Annotated in this window: 16 protein-coding genes; 12 read left to right on the top strand and 4 right to left on the bottom strand. The window is 56.8% G+C overall.

The window, feature by feature from the left end; genetic code table 11:
- Positions 1-169: 169 nt before the first annotated feature.
- The 5 genes from ACQZ5M_RS08235 to ACQZ5M_RS08215 all read left to right on the top strand — a co-directional run bounded on the left by ACQZ5M_RS08235 (position 170) and on the right by ACQZ5M_RS08215 (position 6,487).
- Positions 170-1,468, top strand: coding sequence for an efflux RND transporter periplasmic adaptor subunit (locus tag ACQZ5M_RS08235; protein WP_449079436.1), 1,299 nt, complete (start codon positions 170-172; stop codon positions 1,466-1,468).
- Between the two features lie 14 nt (positions 1,469-1,482).
- Positions 1,483-2,205 carry an ABC transporter ATP-binding protein gene (locus tag ACQZ5M_RS08230; RefSeq protein WP_296098423.1) on the top strand — a complete coding sequence of 241 codons (723 nt, stop codon included), beginning with the start codon at positions 1,483-1,485 and terminating at the stop codon, positions 2,203-2,205.
- Positions 2,195-3,403 (top strand): ABC transporter permease, encoded by a 1,209-nt coding sequence (locus ACQZ5M_RS08225; RefSeq protein ID WP_296022050.1) that lies wholly within the window; start codon positions 2,195-2,197, stop codon positions 3,401-3,403. Before ACQZ5M_RS08230 ends, ACQZ5M_RS08225 begins: the two co-directional genes overlap by 11 nt.
- A 227-nt stretch (positions 3,404-3,630) precedes the next feature.
- On the top strand, positions 3,631-4,404 hold the full coding sequence (locus ACQZ5M_RS08220) for a potassium channel family protein (RefSeq protein WP_449079603.1): 774 nt from the start codon (positions 3,631-3,633) through the stop codon (positions 4,402-4,404).
- Between the two features lie 457 nt (positions 4,405-4,861).
- A complete protein-coding gene (locus tag ACQZ5M_RS08215; RefSeq protein WP_449079435.1) occupies positions 4,862-6,487 on the top strand; it encodes a GMC family oxidoreductase in 1,626 nt (541 codons plus the stop codon).
- A 643-nt stretch (positions 6,488-7,130) separates the two neighbouring features.
- On the opposite strand, the gene ACQZ5M_RS08210 is transcribed toward ACQZ5M_RS08215, so the two are convergent.
- On the bottom strand, positions 7,131-8,294 hold the full coding sequence (locus tag ACQZ5M_RS08210; RefSeq protein ID WP_449079434.1) for a M20 aminoacylase family protein: 1,164 nt from the start codon (positions 8,292-8,294) through the stop codon (positions 7,131-7,133).
- Between the two features lie 242 nt (positions 8,295-8,536).
- Here ACQZ5M_RS08210 and ACQZ5M_RS08205 point away from each other — a divergent pair, with 242 nt between their 5' ends.
- From ACQZ5M_RS08205 to ACQZ5M_RS08195, 3 genes are all read left to right on the top strand, one after another.
- Positions 8,537-9,571 carry a D-alanyl-D-alanine carboxypeptidase family protein gene (locus tag ACQZ5M_RS08205; protein ID WP_296022173.1) on the top strand — a complete coding sequence of 345 codons (1,035 nt, stop codon included), beginning with the start codon at positions 8,537-8,539 and terminating at the stop codon, positions 9,569-9,571.
- Between the two features lie 116 nt (positions 9,572-9,687).
- A complete protein-coding gene (locus ACQZ5M_RS08200) occupies positions 9,688-10,812 on the top strand; it encodes a CobW family GTP-binding protein (protein WP_296036823.1) in 1,125 nt (374 codons plus the stop codon).
- 159 nt (positions 10,813-10,971) lie between these two features.
- Positions 10,972-12,246, top strand: a complete 1,275-nt coding sequence (locus ACQZ5M_RS08195; protein ID WP_296036819.1) for a GGDEF domain-containing protein — start codon at positions 10,972-10,974, stop codon at positions 12,244-12,246.
- A 120-nt stretch (positions 12,247-12,366) separates the two neighbouring features.
- On the opposite strand, the gene ACQZ5M_RS08190 is transcribed toward ACQZ5M_RS08195, so the two are convergent.
- The 3 genes from ACQZ5M_RS08190 to ACQZ5M_RS08180 form a co-directional block, all read right to left on the bottom strand.
- Positions 12,367-14,367, bottom strand: coding sequence for a hypothetical protein (locus ACQZ5M_RS08190; protein WP_296098436.1), 2,001 nt, complete (start codon positions 14,365-14,367; stop codon positions 12,367-12,369).
- Positions 14,368-14,519: 152 nt separating this feature from the next.
- Positions 14,520-16,628, bottom strand: a complete 2,109-nt coding sequence (locus ACQZ5M_RS08185; protein WP_449079433.1) for a sensor histidine kinase — start codon at positions 16,626-16,628, stop codon at positions 14,520-14,522.
- Positions 16,625-17,371 (bottom strand): response regulator transcription factor, encoded by a 747-nt coding sequence (locus ACQZ5M_RS08180; protein WP_296084017.1) that lies wholly within the window; start codon positions 17,369-17,371, stop codon positions 16,625-16,627. The genes ACQZ5M_RS08185 and ACQZ5M_RS08180 overlap by 4 nt, the downstream gene beginning before the upstream one ends.
- Before the next feature lie 216 nt (positions 17,372-17,587).
- Here ACQZ5M_RS08180 and ACQZ5M_RS08175 point away from each other — a divergent pair, with 216 nt between their 5' ends.
- From ACQZ5M_RS08175 to ACQZ5M_RS08160, 4 genes are all read left to right on the top strand, one after another.
- On the top strand, positions 17,588-18,616 hold the full coding sequence (locus ACQZ5M_RS08175; protein ID WP_449079432.1) for an ABC transporter substrate-binding protein: 1,029 nt from the start codon (positions 17,588-17,590) through the stop codon (positions 18,614-18,616).
- Between the two features lie 104 nt (positions 18,617-18,720).
- A complete protein-coding gene (locus ACQZ5M_RS08170; protein WP_296084012.1) occupies positions 18,721-19,746 on the top strand; it encodes an ABC transporter substrate-binding protein in 1,026 nt (341 codons plus the stop codon).
- A 93-nt stretch (positions 19,747-19,839) separates the two neighbouring features.
- The gene (locus tag ACQZ5M_RS08165) at positions 19,840-22,071 is read left to right on the top strand and encodes an ABC transporter permease (protein WP_449079431.1); all 2,232 of its coding nucleotides are present in this window, start codon (positions 19,840-19,842) and stop codon (positions 22,069-22,071) included.
- A complete protein-coding gene (locus ACQZ5M_RS08160; protein WP_449079430.1) occupies positions 22,068-23,129 on the top strand; it encodes an ABC transporter ATP-binding protein in 1,062 nt (353 codons plus the stop codon). The genes ACQZ5M_RS08165 and ACQZ5M_RS08160 overlap by 4 nt, the downstream gene beginning before the upstream one ends.
- Positions 23,130-23,139 lie beyond the last annotated feature (10 nt).

The raw sequence follows: 23,139 nt of genomic DNA, 5'->3' as shown, positions 1-23,139 counted from the left end.
ACTTCCTTAAAGCGCTGTCGGAAGCCGGGTCAGATTACGAAGTTTTCACTTCACCCATCCTTCTGGCTGTGCCAAGCGATCCGGCAGATGTATTTTAGCAGTTGCGGTAGCGGCCTTCGATAGCCACCTATCAAGCCTTAAGACTTCTGCAATCGCTCATGAAATGGGAATGAACGAGTTGGATGCCAGTAGCGACAATACGAACAGCCAGAATGCGAAGCCCGACCTTCGCGACATCCTGGCGTCTTCGAAAACGGGCAAGAAGAAATCGAGACGTTCGCTCTATATCGTTCTTGCGCTGCTGATGATCGCAGGCGCAACGACCTACTATTTTGCCTTTGCGGGCACGCGGGTGGCCTATAGCTACACGACGCAGGAGGCAAAGCGGGGCGATCTTTCCGTCATTGTCACCTCGACCGGTTCGGTTCAGCCCACCGACCAGGTGGATATATCGAGCGAACTCTCCGGTACCATTCGCAAGGTCAATGTGACCTTCAACAGTTCCGTCAAGGCTGGAGACGTGCTGGCCGAACTCGATACCAACAAACTCGAAGCCGATGTGCAAAGTGCGCGCGCCAAGCTCGCCTCAGCAAGAGCCAGCGTTGCGAAGGCGAGGGCAGATCTCGGTTCGGCCAATACATCGCTGGAGCGGCTTCGATCTCTGGTGCAAAGCCGCGTCTCCAGCCAGCAGGATCTCGATGCGGCACAGTTCAACCGCGATGCAGCGGCTGCAACGTTGGAGGTCAATGAGGCGAGCGTGCTTTCATCCGAGGCGGATTTGCGTCTTGCTGAGGTCAACCTGAGCAAGGCAAAGATCGTTTCCCCTATCGATGGCGTCATCCTCACGCGTGATGTCGATCCCGGCGCAACCGTGGCATCGTCTTTGAACGCGCCGGTGCTGTTCACCATTGCAGGAGATTTGCGCCGCATGGAGCTTCAGGTTTCGATCGATGAAGCGGATGTCGGCAAAGTCGAGGCTGGTCAGGAGGCGACCTTCAATGTGGATGCCTATCCTGAGCGCCGTTTCCCAGCAAAAATCGAAACCGTTCGTTTTGCTTCGGAAACCGTATCCAATGTCGTGACCTACAAGGGTATCCTCACCGTCGATAATGCAGAGCTGTTGCTGCGCCCTGGCATGACGGCGACTGCAAATATCGTGGTCGAGCATGTGAAAGATGCGCTGCTGGTACCCAACGCTGCCTTGCGCTACACACCGCCCCGCGAGAATGCGTCGCGCGGTGGCGGCCTCATGGGCTTGTTCCGGCCTCCGCGTATGAACAGATCGCGCGGAGGCAGCGCCGAGCAGGCTGCAGCGGGCAAGCGTCAGGTGTGGGTATTGCGCGACGGCACGCCAGTGAGCGTCTCTGTCCAGGCTGGCTCTACCGATGGCCAGTTCACCGCCGTGACTTCGGAAGAGTTGAAGCCCGGCGACCAAGTGATCACCGACGCAACCCAACGCAGCAGCTAGGCCGGAGTGAAAGCATGAGCGCGCCGCCTCTGATCGAATTCCGCGATGTGGTGAAACAATATGGCAAAGGCGAAGCGGCCATCCGGGCGCTGGACGGCGTCAGCCTGTCGATCAAGGAACACGAATTCGTCGCCATAATGGGGCCGTCCGGCTCCGGAAAATCCACGTCGATGAACATTATCGGCTGTCTGGATACTCCGACCGCAGGGGAATATCTGTTTCAGGGTGTGCCGACCAGCGGCTTTGACAATGAGCATTTGACGCTGCTTCGCCGCCATATGCTGGGCTTTGTGTTTCAAGGCTTCAACCTGCTGTCACGCACCTCGGCTGTCGAGAATGTCGAACTCCCCCTGATCTATCGCGGCATGAAATCCGGGGAGCGGCGCGCACTTGCCATGGAGGCCTTAGCGCAGGTGGGGCTTAAGGGGCGTGAGCACCACACCACTCAGGAGCTTTCCGGCGGTCAGCAGCAGCGTGTGGCGATCGCGCGCGCCATCGTTACCAAGCCGGCACTGCTTCTTGCAGACGAGCCGACGGGCAATCTCGACACGAAAACCAGTATCGAGATCATGGAGTTGATAACTTCGCTTAATCGCGATCGCGGCATTACCGTCGTAATGGTGACCCACGAAGAGGACATCGCTGCGCACGCCAAACGTCTGCTGCGTTTCGTCGATGGGCATCTGGATTCAGACAGCGCCGCCGAGCCGATGAGGGAGGACGCGGATGTTCTTTGAAACCGTCAGGCTTGCCATGCGTGCCATCAGCCGCAATATGCTTCGGTCATTCCTCACCGTGCTTGGTGTTGTTATCGGTGTTGCAGCAGTCATCGCCATGGTCACAATCGGTAACGGCACGACCGCGCAGGTTAAATCGGAGCTTTCGCGCCTCGGCACCAACATGCTCTTCCTCAGGCCCGGACAATTCGGCCCGGGTCGCGCCAGTGTCGACGCGAAACGTTTTACAGATAGCGATGTGCAGGCCATCCGTGAACAGATCAGCGGCGTAAGGGCCGTCGCGCCTTTGAACAGGTCATCCGCGGCAACGGTCATCTATGGCGGAAAGAATCATCAGACAAGCGTCGTGGGAACCACCAACGACTATCTGATTGCCCAGGACTGGACGATAGCGCTGGGCCGCGAGTTTCTGCCTGCTGAAGATCGCGGTGGGCAGATCGGCTGCATCATTGGTGAAACTGTTCGCCAGGAACTGTTCGGTTCATCCGATCCCGTGGGTCAGACGATCCGCGTCAGTAATATCTCCTGCCCGGTCATCGCGGTTTTGGGGCGCAAAGGGCAGTCCGGGCTTGGCGATGACCAAGATGACACCGTGATCATGCCGCTGAAAATCCATCAGCGCCGCATCGGTGGCACGACGACCATTTCCTCCATCATGGTCTCGGCGCAGGATGGGGTGTCGACGGCCAAGGTGCAATCCGACCTGGAAAACCTGTTGCGTGAGCGCCGGCGCATCGGACTTGGCCGCCAGGACGATTTCACCGTCAATGACATGGCTCAGATCGCGTCCGCGATGACCGGAACCACGACGCTGCTGACGGGCTTGCTCGGTGCTGTTGCCGCCGTCAGTCTTCTGGTCGGCGGCATCGGTATCATGAACATCATGCTGGTTTCGGTGACTGAACGAACACGCGAAATCGGCATACGGCTTGCTATCGGCGCCTTGGAAAAACAGGTGCTGACGCAGTTCCTCGTCGAGGCCGTCATGCTCTCGGCCTTCGGTGGCATTGCGGGAATTTTGACAGGCCTTGCACTGGCCTATTCGGTTGTGAGCTTCCTCGGGGTCCCTTTCGTCACGAGCCCGACGATCATTGCCATCGCGTTTGCTTTTTCGGCCGCCATCGGCGTGGTGTTCGGCTATTTCCCTGCGCGACGCGCCGCAAGCCTTAGCCCGATCGAAGCTCTGCGCCACGAGTAGCCGTCGGTCAGCTGCCCCCACCGACAATATTGAGATCAGCTTGCTTTTGCCGAGGCGCGAACAAGTTCGACGATAGGTTTGAGCGGCGATTTCGCTCCATTCGCTTGGTCATCTCATTGGCCAGAATCCGGAGCCTCTTACATGCGGCCGTCGCTCTTGCCGTTGACCCGATGACATCCCGCGCTTATCCGTGACAAATGGCCTCACCGACAAGAACCAGAAGATCCATGCCGTCTCGTTTAGAGATTTTGCAGATGAAGTTGCGCCGCGTCGAGCGCGGAGGCGATAGGTGGGCGCTGCGCTGGCAAGCGGCGCTCGCCGTGATCGATGTGACGATCATTTCGTTTTTCATCTTCGGACCGTTCTTGCGAAGCGGACCTTCCTATCTGATCATCGACTACATGATCGCGGTTTGGATTTTTGCCGAATTGCTGGCGCGGATCTTTGCTGCTGGTTCGCTGCGCGCCATTCTCAAAAGACCGATGACCTGGATCGATCTTGTCATTCTTGGAACGCTTCTTTATCCCAACGCTCTTTTCAACTTCGCCTTCCTCAGAGCGATGCGCCTCTGGGCCATAGGTGAGAGTCCGCTCTTCGCTGTCATTTTGAAACGGTTGGGCTGCCATTCCTACAGGGATGTGGTGCGGGCATCCCTCAACTTTCTGGTGTTCCTGTTTATGGTGACGGGGTTCGTGTACACGACGTTTTTCTATCACCAGAGCGGCCTTGTCGGGTTTATCGACGCTCTTTACTTCACTGTCGCGACCATGACCACGACAGGGTTCGGGGACATAACGCTTCCTGGTCCGTTGGGCAAACTTACATCTGTCGTAACCATGATCGTTGGCATTTCACTGTTTGTCAGGTTGGCCCAATCTATCGTCCGTCCGTACAAAGTGCTCTACCCCTGCGAGGCTTGTGGGCTTCAGCGCCACGAGGTGGACGCCGTCCACTGCAAGGCGTGTGGACACTTGCTGAACATTCCCAACGATAACGACTGATTAAAGCGCTTTCTCAGCGCACTGGGGTTTCTGGTAAAAGTGATCGATAAAACGCTGTCTATGCTGTTGGACCGGATGAATGCGCAGCGAAAACTTTGATGCTTTCATCGAATCTACTGTTCTTACTCTCAGGGATCGTACGCGGAAAACTCCAGGCCAAAATGGCCTGATTTTTTTGGGGGAGGAACGTCAGCAGCCGCCACGGACGCAAGCTGCCGATTGGCCGAGCTTTGATGGCGTAAGCGGATTGTATTTTACTCGACTATATCATTGGACCGGCAAAAAGCATTCAATCGTGAGGTCTAGTTCTGTTGCGCTGTCTTTAAATGCGGCGAGATGGCTCGATGCGCGAGATCTCAGCAGGCAGATGCGCAACCTCTGGAACGCATCGAAAAATTAGGGTGAGATGGTTCGTGGGACTTCATCGCGATCACCGGCACCAGAAAGGACATGAACAATGGCGGGAACGATAAGCCTGGATGGCCAGTATGATTACGTGATCGTCGGTGCCGGAACGGCAGGCTGCGTGCTGGCTGCCCGCCTGAGCGAAGATCCATCTGTGCGTGTCCTGCTGCTGGAAGCAGGGGGCTCCGAGCGCTATCATTGGGTGCAGATCCCCGTTGGCTATCTCTATTGCATTGGAAATCCGCGGACCGACTGGATGATGCGCACAGCACCCGAAGCGGGCCTCAATGGGCGCAGCCTTGCTTACCCACGCGGCAAGGTGCTGGGTGGGTGCACATCGGTCAATGGCATGATCTACATGCGCGGACAGGCAGCCGATTATGACGGCTGGCGTGAGCTCGGCAATGAGGGCTGGGGATGGTCAGATGTTCTACCTTTTTTCAAGCGATCAGAGGATTATCATGGTCCGCAAGGTGAGATGCACTCGACCGGTGGTCCATGGAAGGTCAATCGCCAGCGGCTGAAGTGGAAAATCCTCGAGGCAGTGCAGGCGGGCGCAGGCGAACTGGGCATCAAGCCACGCGCAGATTTCAATGATGGTGACAATGAGGGGTCAGGTTTCTTCGATGTGAACCAACACAAAGGCGTGCGCTGGAACACGGCACGCGGCTTCTTGCGTCCTGCACTCAAGCGCCCCAATCTTCGTGTGATCAAGCATGCGCTGGTGGAGCGACTGACCATGGATGGAAACCGCGTCACAGGTGTTGAGTATCGCGCATCCGCAGGTTTTTTCCATGTAAAAGCCAGCAGCGAGGTGATCCTGGCAGCCGGCGCCATCAACTCACCGAAGCTTTTGGAGCTTTCCGGTATCGGCGATCCGGAGCGTCTTCGTTCGCTCGGAATCGAGGTCAACCTGGCAAGACCGGCTGTGGGCGAGAACCTACAGGATCATCTGCAAATTCGCACCGTCTTCAAGGTGAAGAACACCGTTACGCTCAACCAGCTGGCCAACTCCTGGCGAGGCAAGATCAAGATCGCAGCGGAATATGCGCTGATGCGCTCGGGGCCAATGTCGATGGCGCCGAGCCAGTTCGGCATGTTTACGCGGTCCACTCCGGGCGCGAACCGTCCGGACATTGAGTACCATGTGCAACCTCTGTCTACCGAAAAGCTTGGCGATCCTTTGCATTCTTTTCCGGCCATTACCGTGTCGGTCTGCCAGTTGCGGCCGAGCAGTGTCGGGACATGCCACATCACCTCGACCGATCCTGACCGGCAACCCGAGATTAGGCCGAATTATCTGTCGACAGACCACGATCGTTCGGTTGCTATCGCGGCAATCCGTCAGGCCCGGCAAGTAATGGCGACCGATGCCCTGCGGCCCTATGAGCCAAATGAACTCCTTCCCGGCACTCAATTCCAGGACGATGATGAGCTCTTGAAAAAGACAGGCGATATCGCCACCACCATATTTCACCCCGTCGGTACCTGCCGTATGGGAGTGGACGCTGACGCCGTGGTTGATCCAGCGCTACGTGTAAAAGGTGTTCAGGGGCTGCGCATTGTTGATGCTTCGATCATGCCGCGGATCGTCTCCGGCAACACCGCCTCACCGGTGGTGATGATTGCGGAAAAAGCAGCGGCTATGATGCGCATGGAACGGAAGAGTGGCCACTAGACTGCCCACAGTCGGGCTCGACGCTGTCACTCCTTGCCGGGTCGCACCTTTTCAAAATCCGAGACGCCTCGGAAGTCGCATTGATATTGGCGACTTAAGTTTCGGTATCTGGACGGAGCTTTCGGCGCGATACGCGCATCCCAGATGAGCGGTGACAGTTAGGATGATCGATAGAATGGTAACATTGACAATTCCACGCGTCACCGACGCGGCAATGCATTAAGTTTTTGATTCATAGAAAAATTGGTGTCCACGAGAGGATTCGAACCTCCGACCCCAGGATTCATACCACTTCGGCTTTCGCCGCCGTCCCGCCTTTTTGGGTGGGAGCGTTCGTGGTCTGGACTGTCCCTTCACCATGGGCTTTGAAGCCTTTAGGTGCTGCCCATCCAGTCTCTACACCTTCAACGGATTTCTCCGAAGCTTGGCTCGGGATTGGCATGCTGAAAGCACAGCGAAGCGTTCCCCGACTTTGAGCAGATCGATCGCGTCGTTTCCGGTCGCGACCCCCAATTTCTCTAGGAATCCTGTGCTCTATCCTGCTGAGCTACGTGGACACACAGTGGTGCTTTTAGCCCACCGCGCTTTAAGGATCAACCGCGTTCTAGCGGCATGCAGTCGCTGTGCCCAGAAATTTGCTGTCTCAGTCCTGCAAGCGTTGCTCCGCGAGTTTTACCCAATAGGAAATGCCGTAGGCGATTGCTTCGTCATTGAAGTCGTAGCTTGGGTTATGAAGACCGGCTGTGTCGCCGTTACCGATAAAGATGAAAGCGCCGGGGCGCTCATTCAGCATATAGGAGAAATCTTCCCCCGCCATGGATGGATCGACATCCGCATCGACGTTGGTTGCCCCAACGACATCGCGGGCGATCTGAGCGGCGTAGTCCGTTTCTGCCGGATGATTGAACGTCACTGGACAATAACGGTGATACTCGGCTTGCGCTTGGGCGCCGTTGGCGAGAGCAATACCCTCGGCGATCTGGCGAATTCGCGCTTCAGCCATGTCGCGGACCCCCTCATCGAGAGTGCGCACCGTGCCGGCGATCATCGCCTCGTTGGGAATGATGTTGTGGCTGGTCCCTGCCTGGAAGCGCGTCACCGACACGACAACCGAGCGTACCGGATCGACATTGCGAGACGCGATCAACTGCAGATTGGTAACGATCTGTGCGCCAATGGCGATAGGGTCGGCGGTGCGATGTGGCTGAGCAGCATGGCCGCCTTGCCCCTTGACGATGATAGTGAACTTGTCCGGTGCGGCCATGATGCCACCTTTGCGAATGGCGAACTGGCCAAGCGGAATACCCGGCATATTGTGCATGCCATAGACTTCGTCCACGCCGAAGCGGTCCATCAGCCCGTCTTCCACCATCGCAAGCGCGCCCGCACCCCCTTCTTCCGCAGGCTGGAAGATCACCACGACGGAGCCATCGAAATTGCGGGTTTCGCAAAGATATTTCGCAGCGCCGAGCAGCATGGCCATATGCCCGTCATGGCCGCAGGCATGCATATTTCCGGGCGTGGTCGATGCCCAGGGCTTGCCGCTTTCCTCAAGTATCGGAAGCGCATCCATATCGGAGCGCAGAGCGACGGTTCGGCCCGTCTTGCTACGGCCATGAATGACGCCGACGACGCCTGTGCGGCCGATTCCATTGACGACTTCATCCACGCCGAAGGCGGTCAACTGCTCGGTAATGAAGCGGGCGGTCTCATGCACATCGTAGAGAATTTCCGGGTTCTGATGAAGGTGACGCCGCCACTGCTTCGCTTCTTGCTGTAGCTCGGCGGCTCTATTCAAAATCGGCATTCTCTCGGTCCTGACTTCCAAATCGGCATGCGTGAATCGTGCTGGTTCTGTCTTGATATTGCGCCGCATAATTGACGCAATCAATGGAGTTTGCCATTGCTAGGCCATATATGGTGAATATTGCCAATCCCGCCAAGAAGACGGGAATTTGAGGATACGCCTTGCAAGACGATCGCAGAACACGCCGCGCCGCCGGACGACTTTCAAAAACAGTTGCCGCTGTGGCTGCCAGCATATTGGCGATGACATCGCTGGCTCATGCCAATCCCAAGATGGTGGTGGATGTCAAAACCGGCAGGGTGATCGCGCATCAGGAAGCTTTTCGGAAATGGTATCCGGCTTCGCTGACCAAGCTGATGACGGCCTATATCGCGTTCAGTGGGATGAAATCCGGCAAGCTCAGCCCCGACACGCCCGTCGTCTTCAGCAAGCATGCGTCCGATCAACCTGCCAGCAAGATGTATTTCAAGCCCGGTTCGAAGCTTACTCTCGATAGCGCGCTGAAGCTATTGCTGATCAAGTCGGCCAATGATGTCGCTGTGGCGATTGCCGAAACTATCGGTGGCACCGAAGGAAATTTCGTCGCTCAGATGAATGCGCAAGCTGCGCGCCTCGGCATGTCGTCGACGCATTACATCAATCCGAATGGTCTTCCAGGTGCCGGGCAATATACCACGGCGCGCGATCTCGCCCTTCTGGCGCTCATCATCAAGCGGGAGTTTCCAGAATATTCGGGTTACTTCTCTCTGGAAGGTGTGACCACGGGTAAGAAGAATTACGCCAACTACAACATGCTGGTCGGCCGTTTCGATGGGGCGGACGGCATGAAAACCGGCTTCATCTGCGCTTCCGGTTTCAATCAGGTTTCCTCTGCCAAGCGCGACGGACGGCAGGTCATTTCCGTGGTTCTTGGTTCCGACAGCCTCGCCGGGCGGACCGATGAATCTGCCGAATTGCTGCAGCTCGGCTTGACTTCGCCTGCGGGGCAGGGGGTATCGCTTGCCTCTCTCGCACCCTATGGCGATACGGTTGCGGTGAACGATATCAGCAAGGATATCTGCAATCCGAAAGCCGCAAAGGTACGCAGCGAAAGCCGCGACGAGGCAGGGCGCATGATCATCAAGTCGCCCTATGTTCGCGAGATGACACGTCCGCCTGTCTATTCCTTTGCGGGCCTTATTCCGGGCACCGAGCCGGTCGTAGCAGCCGAGCCCAAAGGTAATGGTGGCAAGGAAATGGCAAATGTGCCGGTGCCGATACCGCGCCCTGCATTTTAAGCGTCTAACGAGCTCACAACGGCCCGCGCCACCGAACGACGATCGTAGGCTTTCTTTCTTGGCTGACACTGTGATACATCGGGCAGAGTTGTAATATTATAACGAAAAGGTGCCTCATGGCATTCGAACGCATACCGGTTTCCATTCTCACTGGCTTCCTCGGCGCGGGCAAGTCAACGCTGTTGAACCGGCTTCTCAAAGATCCTGAAATGGCTGATGCGGCCATCATTATCAACGAGTTCGGCGATGTCAGCATCGACCATCTGCTGGTGGAGCGTTCGGGCGATGGTATCATCGAGCTTGCCGAAGGCTGCCTTTGCTGTACGGTTCGCGGTGAACTGGTAGATACACTTGCCGAATTGATGGACGGCATTCAAACCGGGCGCCTGAAGCCGGTCAAACGTGTCGTCATCGAGACCACCGGGCTTGCCGACCCCGCGCCAGTGATGCAATCGATCATGGGAAATCCGGTCATCGCGCAGAATTTCATGCTGAATGGCGTGATCACCGTCATGGACGCCGTCCACGGCGCGTCGACGCTCGATCACCATGAAGAAGCCATCAAGCAGGTGGCGGTTGCCGATCGGCTGGTGTTAACGAAGCGCAAGCTCGCCGCTTCAGACGCAGTCGCGCTGCTTACCGAAAGGCTGAAGGGACTCAATCCGCGAGCTGATATCGAGGATGGAGATCAGGAGATGTGGAGCGCGACCGCGTTACTGGATAACGGTCTTTACGATGCCACTCGTAAGACTGCGGATGTGGGACGCTGGCTGGGGCAGGAGGCTACCGATCACGAGCACCATCATGGTCACGAGCATCATGAACATCATCACGGACATCACCATCACGATGTAAACCGGCACAATGCATCGATCCGATCTTTCTCAATTCTGCACGATCGCCCCATCGATCCGATGGCCATAGAGATGTTCGTGGATTTGCTGCGCTCCGCCCATGGGGAAAAGCTTCTGCGTATGAAGGCGATCGTGGCGCTTTCAGACAATACGGAAAGGCCGCTTGTTTTGCATGGCGTGCAGTCTATCTTTCATCCGCCGCAGCGTTTGCACGGCTGGCCCGATCCGGAGGATCGCCGCACGCGCATGGTGCTGATCACAAAGGATTTGAGCGAGGATTTCGTGAAAGATCTCTTCGCGGCGTTTACCGGAACGGCGACGATCGACAGGCCGGATCGTCAGGCAATGACAGACAATCCATTGGCTGTGCCGGGCCTGACATTTTAACGCTAGCCAGGACGTTGCCGCCAATATTGTAGGCACAGCCCGTCGTTTCGTCGTCCGGTCAAGACGGTGACGAGACTCGACGATGATTTCTTGTGCTTGAATCAAATACATTCGCGCCTACTAATAAATAGGCACTTCATTTGGTTCGAGGAGAGAATTTTGCACAAAGGGGAGCAGTGGCTGAGAGAAAATGCACAAGCTCGCTTGGCGCTCTTCGATTTCGCTTTCGAACATGCTCCGGTCGGCATTGTATTTCATGATGTTGATGGTCGCATCCGTCGAGCCAACACGGCCTATTCCCGACTCGTCGGCATACCTCTCGATACGCTTCAGTGTATGTCATTTTCAGATTTCGCCCATCCAGACGATATCGACCGTGACAAGACAATGTTCAATTCGGTCATCGCCGGAACCCGCGATGGCTATTCCATCGAGAAGCGCTACGTCAAAAAAGACGGAGCCGTCGTCTATGTGGTGATCCATCTGACGGCAATGCGGGACTCCACCGGAAATGTCGTGCAGTTGCTGTCGCAGGTTCAGGATATCTCCACCCAGAAGGAGAGCGAACGTCAACTGGCGGAAAAGGCGGCACAGCTTGAGCTTGCTATGGAGGCGGTGCGCGGCGGCTTTTGGCATATGGATGTGGCAAGAGGTCACTTCGAAACGTCAGATCGCCTGGCCCAGTTCATAGAGGGGCCTCAAGCCGCACGGCTCGATCTCGAGCGCTACCTCGCCAGGGTCAACCCAAGCGACATGGCCTCTGCCGATCTGACGCCTCTTCTGACCGGTGAGGTGGACCACTCCTGCGCCGAATATCGTCTCAACACCGTCTCGGGGGAGCGTTGGATTCGTTGCGACCGCCGTCTTTTACGCAATCCCGACGGCACGCCGCGCCGTATCGTGGGCGTGGCCATCGACTTTACCGATGAGCATCTGCGCCTGAAGGAATTCGAGCGTCGCTCCGAGACGGATGCTCTTACAGGTCTGCTCAACAGACGCGGTTTGATCATGCATTATCCGCTGCTCTCTTTTGGGGGAGAATTGTCGGTTCTGCTGATGGACCTGGATGGCTTCAAGATCGTCAACGACGTTCATGGTCACTCGGCAGGCGACAAGGTGCTGCTGGAAATCGCTAGACGCCTCGAGCTGAATGTTCGGTCCGAAGACCTCGTCTGTCGCACGGGTGGCGATGAATTCGTAATCGTGCTCGCCGGTGATCTCGGTATTGCCGAGCAGATTGCCGCCAGGGTCGTGGAGAGCATGCGCGCGCCGGTTGATATAGGCGGATCCATGGTCGAGGTTCGCGCCACCATCGGCGGCATTTGGACCGATACGAAAACGCCGCTCGATGAGCTTGTGGCCGGTGCGGATGGATTGCTTTATCAGGCAAAAGCGGCCGGAAAGGATCGATGGTTGCTTGCAAGCTGTGCCTGAAGCGCGGCGACCAAGTCTGGTTCTCAGAGCCGCCGCACCCCGGGATATCGAACAAATTTTAGAAGAAGGACGGTGGAGCGCGCTCTTGATGCGCGCTCCATCTAACGTAATACCAGTGGCTTACTGCGCCGCTGCCTGGATATCGACCTTGTCAAGCAGAAGCATTGGGTCCTGGGATGCGGCCATCAGATCGAATACGCCCAGACCGTTGGGTGCGTTCGATTTGGCAGTGACGGTGAGTGTTCCCGGTTTGGATACGAAGGCTGCGAGCGCATCAACGACGCTCTTGAGCTTTGGCCGCTCCTCTGCAACCTGCTGCAGTATGACGGTCGTTCCAAGTGACAGTGTGGCGCGCGCCTCCGCCTCACTGACGTTATTTTCAAGAGCGTAGGCCTTCATCATCAGGTCCATGGCGCCTTCATCCTTAACCGTCAGCTTCAGTTCACGGGCCGTCAAACCCAGAAGCGCAGCTTGAGCGTTGGTTGCGTCCAACGAGAAGAATTGTCTGGTAACGCCGCTCAACAGGCCAGACATCTCGATGCTGCCCATGTCCTTGCCGCTGAAGTACATCTTTCGAATGACAAGATCATTTTTCGGCTCGTCCCAGAAGGTGGAAAGAGCATAGGAGGAGGTGAATGACTTCAAGCCGAGGGAGCGCGCCATGGCGAACTCCTCAGAATTTTCAGCGAAGGGGATGGTAAGGTCTTCCAGCGTGGTTTCGACGTCGGTCGGTATGCCGTTGATGGGCTTTAACATCACCGACTCGAATTTTCCGAGCGTGAACTTGATCCGCTCAGGAGCGCCCGCCTCTGCGTCCTCGGAGGATTCGGGTGCAGATGTATCGAAATCCAAACCGCCGAACCGCATGCGGCCGAATGCCGGCATCAGTCGCTTGTATTCGAAGGTTGCTATTTCTTGGTCGCCCAATCCAGCGAACTCGCGAATCCCTTCGGCAGTGGAACTCCAATCGAAGTCATTGATCGCGATCTCACCGACCACGACTTTATCGCCACCATTGAGTACCGACAAACCATTGATACCGAAATCGATCTTATAGCCGTCGATTTTCATATCCATGTTTTCTATGACGAAATCGGAATCTTTGCCCTCAGAGCCCGATGCTTTATCGACATCGTGAGCTTTCAGGCCTTTCATCCGAATGTCGCTCGTGCCCATCATGTCGAAAATCGAGAGGGCTTTGGAGAAGAAAGCTTTGCGTTCCGCCGGTTCAAGCGCGCTTGGATCTTTCACCTCCGTCAATGATGCCAACGTTTCCACAAGTGGCTCGGTCGGCATCTTTGCGCTGAATCCAGTGCTGCTAAGCTCGTCGTAGCTTATCCGTGCCTTTTGATCGAAAATCGATACGTTTACGGCCGACATTGGGCCATAGACCTGCTTTGCCTGCTTGTCATCGGGACCGGCCCGTTCGGTATAGAGCCTTGCGATATAGGGGACATCGACATCTTGACCTTTGATCTCACCGGTCGACATCTTCATTTGCGTGGCTTGACCCGCCCCATCTGCGTCAGGTGATTTCATCGAGAAATCCATATTGGTCTTCTCGATCGAATATCGCGCTATCCGGCCATCGACGATGTCCGAAAACGTTGTGTTAGAATAAACGATCTTTTGCTCGCCACCGGCCATTGCCGGCTGGGTAAGTGTCAATTCCGGCATGGAAACGCTGCGGGCCGAAAGGCGTTCAAGGCGCTGGGACAGCGTTTTCGCACCTTCGACCTGTTGGCCGGAAGACTTGATTTCTCCATTATCGATGCGAGCGCTTGGAACAACGACCTTTGTTTTGGCGATATCGAAAGAAATATTGCTGAGTTCCAACGCGCCATCAAAGAATGGCAGCTTCGGGCGTCCATCAATTGCTGCGATGCGCAACGTTTCGTCTTCCTGGATCGGCAAGGTCAGATCACGAATATGGACTCGCCCCTGAAAATCGACATCGACCGAAGCCGCTGTGGCTCCACTTTGAGCGATGAGTTCATTGACTTTTGCTTTATAGAACGCCTTACCGCCTACCGCGCCTGCTGCAACAATGGCAATCACTGCCGCTGCTGCCCATAGAGCCTTGTTTCGACGCTTGCCGGTTTTGGTGTCTGCCTGCTCCAAGATGCCTGTCCTCTCATGGAAAAATTCGATCAGGCACGTTTTAGGCACGCCAAGGTTGCCGCGCAAGCCAGCATAGCTAGCTTGCCGTGACTTTTGGCGTTGTTTTTCAACATCCAATCGGCAATTCTTGTCCGGCTCCCAGGTCACATGTCTCAAACCCGATCGGGAACAGGAAATGTCAGCGACACTCGTACGCCGTCGCCTGGTTTTGAGGCGATACTTGCATCGCCGCCGCTCTGGCGCATGAAGCCATAGACCATGGCAAGGCCTAGGCCCGTTCCTCCCTGCTGAGAACGGGTCGTGAAGTAAGGTTCGAAAGCCCTGTCCACGGCATCCTGATCCATTCCCTGTCCATCGTCTTGGACGGAGACGTCTAGAAGATCGTCGCGCATTCTTGCAGAAATGGAGATGGATCCGCCGTCTGGCATGGCGGCAGCTGAATTCAGGCAGAGGTTCAAAATCGACTGTTCGAAAAGCGCCGCATCCAATGCGAGTTTCGGTAGACCATCTTCGATGTCGAGGCTGATCTGATTGCGCGGACCTACGGCGATTTCCAGAACATCCACCATCCCTTTCAGCAGAGCTCCGATGTCCGCGCGGGCTGGGTGGATGGGGTGCTGGCTGCCAATGGAAAGCATACTGCTGGCAAGTGCCCGACCTCGATCCGCCGCTTTTCGAATGCGATTGATGTTGCGCTGTTGGCGCTCGCTGAAGCCCGTCTCGCGTTCCAGAAGCCCGAGGCTTCCTGTAATGATGCCGATCATATTGCCGACTTCGTGGCTCAACTGATGGGTCATGCGCATGATACCGTCCAGGCGCTGGACTTTTGCAGCCTCCGCCTCCTGCCGGTCAAGCGACGTGACATCCCGCGCGAGAACAACGATGCCGCCATCCGGCTGACGGGAAAGCGCTATTTCTGTGACCTGCTGATCCTGGGTTCGGTGGCGCAGGGTAAGTCGCGTGGCAAGCTTGCCGCGGTCTCCGTCACACGGCAAAAGGGCCGGGTCGATTTCAGGGATCGTTTCTATGAAGTTGCGCAACGGGAGCTTGCGCGACGATCCGCCACGTCTGCCGACAAGCTCGATGACGCGTCTATTCATGGTGATCGGCTGGCCCGAAACATCGAAAAGGGCGATGCCCTCATTCATCGTCCGGAAAGTGGAGCGGATCGTCCGCGCCGCAGCTTCCGCTGTGCGGCGAAGGCGAGACACGCGGTCGACGCTGTCCTTGAAAGCATGGAAGGCGTCCGATAGGCGGATGAGCTCTGTTTCCGATCCGCGATAGGCTGGGAGCGTGACCTCCTGCTCGCCTTTGGCCAGGGAATTCATGCCTCCTGATAGCGCGGTGATGCCGTTTGACACCCGCATGACGGAACGGATCGACAAAGTCGAAAGAATGACGAGAATCACGAAGGCAATGGCGACCATGACAATCAGCCGGGTTAGTGCCGCAGATGCCGAGGCGAGGCCATCGGTCAATCGGCGTGCAACGGCTTGGCTTTGCGTTTCAGTGGCGTGGGACAGGCCGCGGGATACGGCATGAAGTTTTGATGCCGACGACTGGATGGCAAACATTTCCAGCAGATACTTGGTCTGGGCATCGAAAACGCTTCTGTAAAGTGTGAGCGCTTTGTTGCTCAGATCTCCCGATCTCGTCGCGTCTTCTGCACCGTATCCCGTCTCGGCCGTGAAGCGCCGCTGAAGTTCGCCCAACTGGAACAGACTGGCAGAATTGGCGGCAGCCTGGGCGAGGGCGTTAAGCCGACGACGAAGCGCGTCGTCTTTTACGGTCTGCTCAGCGCTGATTTTTCCTAATGTTGCGGCGGCCTCGGCCTTGTGTTGCTGGGCCGCGTCTGCGTCCGCGGCGAGTGAGAGGGTCTGCTGGCGAATGGTTTGCAGCAGGCTGACGATATCATCGTTTGGAAGCGCGACCTGGCTTTCTGCCTGCCTGTACTGCGCAATCGTTTGCAGCAGGCTGTCGACCTGCACCACGACGGCGCGGCTCTCGCTCGAAACGCGATAGGGAGACGTTGCGTTCATCAATAACGGCGCGCTGGACACCAGATCTGCTACCCGACGCGAGATCAAAGAGGCGCGCGCGAGGCTGGAAAATGCCTGCGAACTGTAGGTCGCCATTTCCGTCTTGGCTTTTTGCAGGCCGTAGATAGCCACTGCCGATAGTATAAAGACCGATGAACAGATGAAGATGATGGCGAAAGGCAGACGGAAAGCGATGGACCGAAGGAAAGGCCGGTTGATCACAATGATTGCCCGGCATTTTCGGTATGTAAAACATATCCCTTGCCCCTGCGGGTCTGGATGTGCTGAGGCAGGTCTGGGTTACGCTCGATCTTCCGGCGCAGACGCAGAACCAGCACATCGACATTGCGATCGATGAAGCGGTCGCTCTCTGCTCCCAGGCGATCGAGGATTTGCGACCGGCTGACGGGGCGGTTCGGTGTTTCCGCAAGAATTTCCAGGAGCGCGAACTCCGCGCTGGTCAGCGTCTTGCTGCGATCGGCCAAGCACATTGCCCGGCGTGCCGACAGATCCACCGCCCAATCTCCAAGTCGCAGCGAGTGAGGCTCATGTTCGCGCTCCGGCTCCTTTTCCACCTTTAGAGATGGCGCAACACGACGAAGAACCGCTTTGATGCGCGCCGTCAACTCGATAGGCTCGAAGGGCTTGACCACGTAGTCATCGGCCGCCGTTTCCAAACCGAGCACGCGTTCGGTGGCGCTTCCCGCAGCGGTGACCATGACAATTCCGACATTCAATCCCAATACATTTCGAATGCGTTGGGCAAAAGTCCTACCGGATATGCCGGGTAAGTTGTGGTCCAGGAGAACCAGATGCATCTGTTCCCGGCCAAGTGTTGCGGTAGCCTCTTCCGCGGAGTGAACGACGAGCGGAGACCAGCCTTCGGCCTCTACGAGATCAGAAATAAGCTCCGCCATATCCGGATCGTCCTCGACGATCAGTATCTTGATCCTCTGGTTTTGCACGGTGTAGTCCTCCCACCAGCGATCATAGGCAAGAGTGAAGGAATATTCAAAAGGTGGATGATGATCAGCGTTGTTACAATTGTAATATTCGTAATCATCTCCGCCCTTTCGCCCAACGCATTGAAAAATCGGTAACCATTCTCAGATTGCACAAGCGCTGGCTTCTGGCATCCTGACGCACAAGATTGGAACGGGGAGGTTCCAGGGAGGATTGTCTTGAAGAGACTGCTTGCTGCATTCAGCGCCGGGCTGACCTTATGGGGCTGTGGCGCCGCCATTGCGCAGGATGGCGAAAAGCTTAGCGTTCTCTGCGCGGCGGACGAGGCATGGTGCGCGGCTATGCAGCGTGCCTACGAGTTGAGAACTGGCGTACAGACGATCATGGTGCGCAAGAGCACGGGCGAAGTTCTAGACCAGATCAGGAGAGAGAAGGACGCGCCGACGATTGATGTCTGGTGGGGCGGTACGGGCGATACGCATCTGCAGGCGGCTTCCGAAAATCTACTGGAGGCCTATCTGTCTCCCCATGAAGCGGAGCTTCTTCCCTGGGCGCAGAACTTCTTTTCCATGTCGGGCGGGCAGGCGGCCGGTATCTATGCTGGCGCACTCGGCTTTGCCTACAATAGGAACCTTCTTGAGACAGAGGGGCTACCAGCCCCGACATGCTGGAAAGACCTGATCAGCGATGCCTACCGCGGAAAGATCATGACCGGCAATCCGAATTATTCGGGTACTGCCTTCACTACGCTCGCAACATTGGTCCAGCTTTTTGGCGAAGACGACGCCTTTCTTTACATGAAGGCGCTTGATCGCAATGTTGCGGAATATACGAAAGCCGGTTCCGCACCTGTGAAGGCTGCCGCCCGCGGGGAGGCCCTGATCGGCATATCTTTCATGCATGATGCGGTAACGCAGAAGGAGGCAGGAGCCCCGCTGGTCATCGTCGCCCCATGTGAAGGAACGGGGTACGAGATCGGTGCGGTCAGTATCGTTCGCGGGACAAAAAACAGGGATGAGGCGCGGCGCTTTGTGAATTTTGCACTGAGCCCGGCGGGTCAGGCGACGGGGGCGGCTGCGGGGCAAAACCAGGTTCCTTCCAATGCGAAGGCTGCCTTGCCGTCTGGTGCCCCTGACCTCTCGATCATGAAAATGGTCGATTATGACTTTGCGACGTTTGGCACACCGGAGGAAAGGGGCAGGCTCCTTCTGAGATTTGACACGGAAGTTCATCCGCCCAGCCAGTAACTAAGCAAGCTTCGAATTGAAAAAAGATCGGCAGCCGACCGGATGCCGAATGGCGAAGCTTTGCCCCCAAGATCAGAATTCAGACGCAAATTATGGAGGAAAACATGCGACTGACACTTATTTCCAGCCTGCTTCTGGCAGGAACCACCCTTATGGGCGCTCCTGCCCATGCCGCCGGCGATCTCAACGTCATCTGCGCTGCGGATGTGGTGATCTGCGAGCAGATGAAGAACGACTTCGAAAAGAGCCATGACATCAAGGTGAATATGGTGCGCATGTCGTCCGGCGAGGCCTATGCGAAAATCCGCGCCGAAGCCCGCAACCCGAAAACCGATGTCTGGTGGGCCGGTACCGGCGATCCCCATCTTCAGGCAGCGTCCGAAAACCTGACGCTCGAGTATAAATCGAAGATGCTTGACCAGTTGCAGGATTGGGCGAAGAACCAGGCGGAAAGCGCCGGCTACAAGACCGTTGGGGTTTATGCCGGCGCTCTCGGATGGGGCTACAACACCGACATCTTCAAGAAGAAGGGTTACAAGGAGCCCAAGTGCTGGGCGGATCTTCTGGCGCCTGAACTGAAGGGCGAAATTCAGATCGCCAACCCGAACTCATCGGGAACGGCCTATACGGCGCTTGCTTCGCTGGTACAAATCATGGGCGAAGATCAGGCCTTCGATTACCTGAAGAAGCTGAATGCGAATATCTCTCAGTACACCAAGTCTGGATCTGCCCCGGTGAAGGCCGCAGCGCGCGGCGAAACGGCGCTCGGCATCGTATTCATGCATGATGCAGTGGCGATGACGGCGGAAGGTTTTCCGGTAAAGTCGATCGCTCCTTGCGAAGGAACGGGCTATGAGATCGGATCCATGTCGATCGTCAAGGGTGCGCGTAATATGGACAACGCCAAGATCTGGTACGACTGGGCGCTTCAACCCGACGTTCAGTCGCGCATGAAAGACGCCAAGTCCTTCCAGCTTCCATCCAACAAGAATGCCGAGATTCCGAAGGAAGCGCCGCGCTTTGAGGATATCAAGCTGATCAACTATGACTTCAAGACATATGGCGATCCTGCAAAGCGCAAGCAGTTGCTCGAACGCTGGGACAAGGATGTCGGCGCAGTCGCCAACTGATCAATGGCTCCCCGCTGCCTCTATCTCCGCGCGCCGTAATGCCGGAGATAGAGGCAGCCCTTTTCTGACGCACTCAAATTTGTGAGGTTGACCATGACCCATGGCAATCGCCGGCTGGACTTTGTTCTGGCCTTGGGACTGGCCGCGCTGGTGCTCGTTCCCTGGTACCGTATCGACAGCGGCTTTTTTGGCCTCGGCTGGCTTGCGGAATTTCCGCTGTCGAAAACAGTCGCTCCGGGCATTCTCCAGATGGTTTCGGAAGGCCGGGTCTGGCTGTTCGGTATCCTCGTGTTTTTCCTCATGGGAGCCGTGGCTCGGACGATGTCAAATGCCGACAAGCGGGCAGGCATCCTGGTAACGGCGGGCAGTCTGGGCCTTGGCTTCCTCGTGCTCCAAGGACTTGCCATCGGGTTCTCAGGATGGGCATGGCAGGCGAGCGAAGGTATTTTCGGTCCTTTGTCTGATGGTCAGCCATCCATGGGCGCTGGCGCGGTGACGATGGCCTTCGTCTTCGTTCTCTTCATCTCGTTCGGACTTGCCGAACGCGGCTTCATGAAGGGCGATGCCTTTATCGTTTCGTGTATCTCCTTACTGATCTTCCTGGTCGGGGTCTTCGTCTTTTATCCTATCGGCAGCATGATGGTAGGCGCGCTGCAGGATTTCGATGGCTCTTTCAATCCAGATGGCTTCATTCGCAACATGCAGGATCCTGGCATCTGGAGTCTTGATTGCGCCATTGGTGCCGGACGATGTGGCGTTGCGTGGCGCACACTGTTTCTGGCGCTCATGACGGCCGCAGGCTCGACAATCCTCGGACTTGCCTTTGCGCTGGTCGCAACGAGAACGCGCTTTCCCTTCAAGAAGGGCCTGCGGCTGCTCACGGTGCTGCCGATTATCACGCCGCCCTTTGTGATCGGCCTTGCGCTCACGCTGCTTTTTGGCCGCGCCGGTGTCGTGACGGAATTCATGTCCAGCGTTTTCGGTGTCGAGCCCGGTCGCTGGCTCTATGGCCTGACAGGCATATGGATCGCGCAGGTTCTGTCCTTCACGCCCATTTCCTTTCTCGTTCTCATCGGCGTGGTGGAAGGGGTTAGCCCATCCATGGAAGAGGCATCCCAGACATTGCGCGCCGACCGTTGGCGCACCTTCTGGCGCGTTTCGCTGCCACTAATGAAGCCCGGTCTCGCAAACGCCTTTCTCATAGGCTTCATTGAAAGCATGGCCGACTTCGGTAACCCACTGGTGCTGGGCGGGAGCCACGGCGTTCTTTCGACCGAGATATTCTTCGCCGTCGTCGGCTCGCAGAACGATCCCTCAAGGGCAGCAGTGCTTGCCATTGTTCTCCTCTGCTTCACACTTTCCGCTTTCCTGGCTCAGCGTTTTTGGCTGGCTGGCAAGAACTTCGCCACGGTCACGGGTAAGGGCGATAGCGGGGCGCATATCGCATTGCCGAAATCGATGTCGATCGCCGTTCACGCCCTCGTGGTGCCGTGGATGATCTTCACTGTGGTCGTGTACGGCATGATCCTGATCGGTGGCTTCGTGAAGACCTGGGGCCTGGATAATACGCTAACGATCGAACATTACGTCCGCGCCTTCTCCGTCAGTATCAGCAACGGCTCCATTGCCTGGACCGGCGTTGCATGGAACTCTTTCTGGACGACACTTGAAATTGCTCTGATCGCAGCACCGCTTACCGCCGCCGTCGGTCTATTGACCGCCTACATCATTGTCAGGCAGAAATTTGCCGGGCGCAATCTCTTCGAATTTGCGCTGATGATGAGCTTTGCCATTCCCGGTACGGTTATCGGCGTCAGCTACATCATGGCGTTCAACCTGCCACCTTTGGAGATGACGGGCTCGGCCATCATCTTGATCATGTGTTTCGTATTCCGCAATATGCCGGTTGGCGTGCGTGGCGGCATCGCGGCCATGAGCCAGTTGGACAAGAGCCTTGATGAAGCCTCGCTGACACTACGGGCCAACAGCTTCCGCACGATCAGGCTGGTGGTTCTGCCGCTGCTTCGTCCGGCCATTCGAGCGGCACTTGTCTACTCCTTCGTGCGCGCCATCACATCCATCAGCGCCGTGATCTTCCTCGTTAGCGCCCAGTACAATATGGCGACATCTTATATCGTCGGGCTTGTCGAGAATGGTGAATATGGGGTGGCGATTGCCTATTCCTCCATGCTCATCGTCGTCATGATCGCCGTTATTGCCGGGTTCCAGCTCGCAGTAGGAGAACGACGTCTGCGCCGGGAAAATCGCGTTGCCGGCGTCTCGCAAACTCCATCCATATCCAATCCTCAGGAGAAAGCCGCATGATTACCGTTAAACCCGGTTCAGTCGTTTTCCAGAATGTTCGCAAGACCTTCGGCGCATTTACTGCCATACCGGATCTATCGCTCACGATCGAGCCGGGCACACTTGTCACACTTCTCGGCCCATCCGGTTGCGGCAAGACAACGACGCTTCGAATGCTGGCTGGGCTGGAACATCCGAACTCCGGTCGCATCCTGATCGGCGGCAAAGACGTCACCATGCTGCCCGCCAATGAGCGTGATGTCTCTATGGTGTTCCAGTCCTACGCGCTGTTCCCCCATATGAGCGCACTCGACAATGTGGCCTACGGTCTTCAGTCTTCAGGGTTGAAAAAGGCCGAGGCGCGGGACAAGGCGGAAGAAGGGTTGAGGCTTGTGGGGCTTGCCGGCATGGGTCACCGTCTCCCGGCTGAACTCTCCGGCGGCCAGCAGCAGCGTGTTGCAGTCGCGCGCGCTCTCGTGCTGGAACCGCAAGTGCTTCTTCTGGATGAACCTTTGTCGAACCTCGATGCCCGACTGCGCCGGCGCGTGCGCACCGACATTCGCGAATTGCAGCAACGCATCGGCTTTACCGCGGTCTACGTGACACACGACCAGGACGAGGCATTGGCTGTGTCGGATCGCATCATCGTCATGAAAGATGGCGCTGTTGCTCAGTCAGGTGCTCCGCGCGAACTTTACGAGGCCCCGGCATCGTCTTTCATTGCAGACTTTATGGGCGAGGCGAATGTCGTACCCTGCGAAGTCGTCTCGCAGACAGGCGATGACGCGGTCGTTCGCATTGGTCAGAGCGAGCACCGAATCAAAAGTAAAGAGCCGCGATCAGGCGCTGCGAAACTTGCCGTTCGTCCAGGATCGATCCGGATCGGCGCTCCGGGTGAGGGCGGGATGCCGGGGCGTGTCCTGCATACGGCCTATCTTGGCGGCCACGTCGAATATGAAGTCGAGACGGAAGTGGGCACACTTTTTATCGTCGATCACGACATGAACCAGACTGTGAATGAAGCCAGCGACGTCACACTGAGTTTTAAAAACCGTGGCATAGCGCTCATTGACGCGTGACACTTGCGGA

This window comes from Rhizobium sp. 22-785-1 (assembly GCF_053521965.1).
This window is presented reverse-complemented; position numbering and strand designations above follow the sequence as displayed.